Annotated in this window: 4 protein-coding genes and 1 pseudogene; 2 read left to right on the top strand and 3 right to left on the bottom strand. The window is 67.5% G+C overall.

All coding sequences use genetic code 11. The annotated features are described in order from the left end of the window. From AB8Z36_RS32295 to AB8Z36_RS32285, 3 genes and pseudogenes are all read right to left on the bottom strand, one after another. Window positions 1-706, bottom strand: a 706-nt coding sequence (locus AB8Z36_RS32295) for a helix-turn-helix domain-containing protein (protein ID WP_369216936.1), incomplete at its 3' end; no start/stop codon positions are given. A gap of 919 nt (window positions 707-1,625) precedes the next feature. After that, window positions 1,626-1,997, bottom strand: a pseudogene (locus AB8Z36_RS32290) (TetR/AcrR family transcriptional regulator C-terminal domain-containing protein); the annotation flags it as partial. Window positions 1,998-2,133: 136 nt separating this feature from the next. Then, complete coding sequence (locus AB8Z36_RS32285) at window positions 2,134-2,442, bottom strand: hypothetical protein (protein ID WP_369216935.1); 309 nt, start codon at window positions 2,440-2,442, stop codon at window positions 2,134-2,136. 520 nt (window positions 2,443-2,962) lie between these two features. Between AB8Z36_RS32285 and AB8Z36_RS32280 the strand changes: the two genes are divergently transcribed. Continuing rightward, the gene (locus tag AB8Z36_RS32280; protein WP_369216934.1) at window positions 2,963-3,727 is read left to right on the top strand and encodes a hypothetical protein; all 765 of its coding nucleotides are present in this window, start codon (window positions 2,963-2,965) and stop codon (window positions 3,725-3,727) included. A gap of 5 nt (window positions 3,728-3,732) precedes the next feature. Then, a complete protein-coding gene (locus AB8Z36_RS32275) occupies window positions 3,733-3,993 on the top strand; it encodes a hypothetical protein (protein WP_369216933.1) in 261 nt (86 codons plus the stop codon). Window positions 3,994-4,287: the final 294 nt, after the last annotated feature.

The raw sequence follows: 4,287 nt of genomic DNA, 5'->3' as shown, positions 1-4,287 counted from the left end.
CCTTCCCCTTGCCTTCCTCCTTCCCCTTCGCCTTCTGCGTGCTGTCCTCGCCCTCGTCGGGCTTCACTCCCTTCCCGGACTGCACGGAGGACGATGCGGAACCGCCGGGGACCCGTCCGTGTCCCTCGCTCACGGCTTGGGGGCCGGAGGGCTCGACGGCCGCGTGGCCGCGTTCGCCGCCACCGGATGCTGCCTGTACGACGACGGCCGTGGCTGCGAGCGCGACGACGACACCGGCGGCGACGAGCACGCGCGCCCTCGGCGGCCGCCTCCCTCCGCGCCGCGCCACCCCCGTGGACCTCGGGCCGATGGCGACGCCGGGCACCTCGTCGCCGAAGTCGTCACCGGTGGCGGGCTCCGCGGCAGGAGAGTTCATACATTCCGCCGCCGCAGGAGACTGGTCATCGGCCGCCGGAGAGGGAACACGTGCTGACACCGCCGCTGACGGCTCACCCTCCTTGCGGTCACCACGCGAGGCATCGGCCCGGACCCACCTCCGGTGAATCTCGACTGCGTCCTCCCGCGACGCCCCGCACACCCGGGCGAACCGCTCCAGCGGAGCGAACTCCGTCGGCACGGCCGCCCCCTGCACATACCGGTGCAGCGTCGACGTCGACATGTGCAGTTGCTTGGCCAGGGCTCCGTAGCTGAGGCCCGACCGTTCCTTCAGCTCCCGCAACGCCTCCGCGAGATCAGCCGCACCCACGCTCTCCCCATCCCATCAAGCCGACCCAAGAAGCGGCGTTTCCGCAGTTCAGAGCCGTACGAAAGTCCCAGCCTCCCCGGCTCGGGCTGCCCCAGCCGCGTACGAGCGCGTGAAGGGGCGCGGGCGCGGTGAGGGGGCCGGGGCGCGGGCGGCGTACTCGTCGAGGAAGCGGCCGCAGGCGTCCGGCCACGGTGCTTATGCGAGCGAACGTGCTCAGCGTACGACCCATGTGAGTTTTCCTGACCGACTTACCGTCTGGGTATTGATGAGGCGCTCTGATCAAGCCTCTCCGGCGGAAGATCGGGTATTCCCGCCCGGCTGTGTACAAAATTCGACGGCTGTCAGGCAGGAGCCCTCCTGCTGCGACAGAGCGCTCGATGAATATATGCAACGAGCCTACGAATTCGCATCAGTAGTCCATACGTAGACAGATGCAGATGACGGGTGGCTGGTCTACGTAACTACACGTGCGCCCCTTGTTCGGCGGCGAAATGCAGCCCAACGGCGAGGCTTCAGTCGACCGCAAAGGGGTGCCCGGAGACCTTGCAAGCGAAGACCAGAGACGCACCGCCGACTTCGAACGCTTGTTGCCACCCGGCGGGATTCGCGCACCGCCACGCGACGATCCAGGCAGGTGGCTCAGGCCACGGACAGCGAACCGGACGGCAACGAAGCGTAGCCCCGACTGCCTCGGTGACAACTGACGGGCACAGGACCGGAACCGTCTCACGAAGGCTCAGGTGTCTATTAGTCATCGGCCCCGCGACCGGAGACGCGGACCGCCTCTACGCTTCTCATTAGGCGCCTGCCTGGCGTCGAAGACTGTCAGCGCGCACCATCGGATCCCCGTGGATTCGAGCCGATGTGAACCCCCGGAATGCACGGGCCCGGCTCAGTGGGCGCACAGGCCGCCCTTGGATCAGGCTGGTCGATAGCAGGCGTACCGGGCGAGCGTGGTCTCCACTGCCTGCTCGACGGCGTAGCGGATGTCAGAGGTTGCGGGGTCCCGGTCGGTCAGCAGCATGCGGGGCCACAGGACGTAGTTGGCGATCATCCCGAGGAACTGGTTGGCGGCGCTCTCGGCGTCCGGGACGTCGGCGTTGCCGGCCTCGTGCTCCGATTCCAGGTAGTGCTTGACCGAGGTGAAGTAGGGCAGCTTGCCGAGCTGGAACTGCATCTGCCCCAGTTCGGGGAAGCGGGGCGGCTCGGCGATGACGATGCGGAGCAGGGCCGTCATACCGGGGCGGCCGATGGAGGTCAGGCCGCAACGCGAGTCTCCGGCCTGAGGCCGCGTGACGGTCTTTGCCCCCCGGCTGCTGCTGACGGACCGAGGGTCTCGACACTCGGCGCGGAGACGAGGGCGTCCGCCGGTCGAGAGTGGCCGGCCGGGGTACGGGAAGGCCGCCTGCACCCCGGTCCGCTCGCCGCTACGCCTGCGACGAGCGTCGGCAGGCTTCCAAAGCTAGTTGGGCGGGGACGTACTCCCGCCGCAGCTCCTGGTAGCAGGCCCGGATGTTTTCGGGGCTGCCGTCGGCTGCGGTGAGGCAAGCGTGGGCCACCACATCCTCATTCACCTCGGGGTGCTGCTCCAGGACTTGGTAGAAGCAGCCCTGGGGCGTGGCGTTGACAGCGGGTGCGACGGCCACGGCACCGCCGTGGGTAAGAGCAAGACCGCCGACGATGGCGGCGAGACGCTTGAGCATCGTGTTCCTTTCGGACGACGACAGGTTGGTCACGCAGTGCTATTGATCACTACGCTACGTACCCGAGGTGTCGTCGGCGACACCGAAGCAGCTGGGGCGTGAAGGGGCTGAGTGGAGGCTTGGAGGGCGCATCGGTCGGCGCGGCCGTCCATGACGGCGGAACACCCAATGCCCCACCCAACAGCACTTCAGTTTCGCAGCGAGTGGGGGCGGGAAGCGGGGTCGACGGCGAAGCAACCCAGGTGCGCCGCATCCTGCTCGCCGACGGCGTGCGCTGGCGCCGCACCCGGTCCTGGACCCGGTCGAAGGATCCGGACTTCGTCCCAAGAGGACGCGGATCATCGGCCTCTACACCCGGCCGGCCGACGGCGCGACGGTAAACTGTGCCGACGAATTGGGGCCCGTGATCCCCCGCGCCTTCCCGCCCGCCCGCCTGGTCACCGGACGGATACCGGATCAAAGCGGAACTCGATTACAGCCGCGGACCGGAGAAAACCTGGGTCTACGGCGGACTGCGGCCCGGACAGTCGAAGACGCTGGCATCAGCCCGGCCGTGTACGAGACGGCTCGGGCGCTCGCCCAGAGGGACCTGCTCGACTACCTGAAGGAGAACGGCGCCGACATTTTCGTCGAACTCGCCGCCGAGCAGATCAAGGAGTGCTGGGATGACCCTGACATCCCGACCTGTCTGTGGGCGATCGTCACCAACCTGCCCTGGGCGAAAGCCGCCAAGCTGGTCACCAAACTCCCGAAGATCAGCAAGGCCGTTTGGGGCATCAACGACTTCCTCAGCAAGTCGACCAAGGCGAGGAAGCTCGTTGACAAGGGCGAGAAGCTCGTCGAGCAGATCAGGAGGACCATCCCGAAGTGCTTGGCGAAGAAGGCCAAGGACCGGAAGAGCGGCTTCTCCCGGAAGAGCTCGATGCGTATGGCCGGGGACAAGGGCAAGGGCGATGACGACTGTCCAGCAGTCACCATCTCCATCTACCGGACTCCGAAGATGGCCGATAAGAACTACGAGTTGGCCAACGGACCGAACCGGGCGGCGCACACCGGAGGTGATGGCGCGATCTACGTCGGGGAGTACAGCGTTGCCAAGGAGTACGTGGGCAGCGGAAGCGGTCCCTTCGCTGACGGTATGATCCGGTACGAAATGTCTCCGGAGTTCATGGTCAAGTTCGCCGAGTTCGCTGAGCGGTACGACTGGCAGGGACCGAACGGCAGCCCTCGCATCGAGTTCGTCATCCCGGTCGACCGGCTGAAGGAATTCAATGACCTCACTGTCAAGCGTGAGTGGCTGAAGGGCAAGAAGAGGTGACGACGATGGATTTCCTTCTGCACCATGAAGTCGACGTGACGGTGGTCGCCGCGCAACCCTGGGGGCTGGAGGTGGAGTCGGGACACGGCCTCCGTGGATTCATCGACAACACCAAGAGCCCGGCGTGGCCGTCGGGCGACCAGCAGGCTCTGGTCGGCACGGTCCTGCACGCCGTCGTCATCGACGATCAGCGAGAGCCGGTCCGGCTGAGCACCCTCGACTTGGACATCGAGATTGCCCGCAGGCTGCGGATTCGTCCCAGTTAGGGGCGCCTGGACGCAAGTAAACCCACCGGGCAAGACGCCGGTGGGTTTACTTGCGAGGGAGGACGAAACCTCACATGGGCGTTGTCACGCTGTCGAGAGCGGCCTGGCGGAGCGCGTGGGGGTATTGGGGTGCGGGGGGCGCCGACCCCCCCCCCCCCCCCCCCCCCCCCCCCCCCCCCCCCCCCCCCCCCCCCCCCCCCCCCCCCCCCCCCCCCCCCGGGGGGCGCCGAGGGCGCGCAGACACACGCGGTCGCCGCGGAAGCCGGTGCGGGCGTGGAGCCAGCGGCTGTAGTC

Source organism: Streptomyces flavofungini (genome assembly GCF_041028215.1).
GTDB lineage: Bacteria > Actinomycetota > Actinomycetes > Streptomycetales > Streptomycetaceae > Streptomyces > Streptomyces flavofungini_B.
Note: the sequence above shows the minus strand (reverse complement) of the source record. Positions and strands in the feature narration are given on the sequence as shown.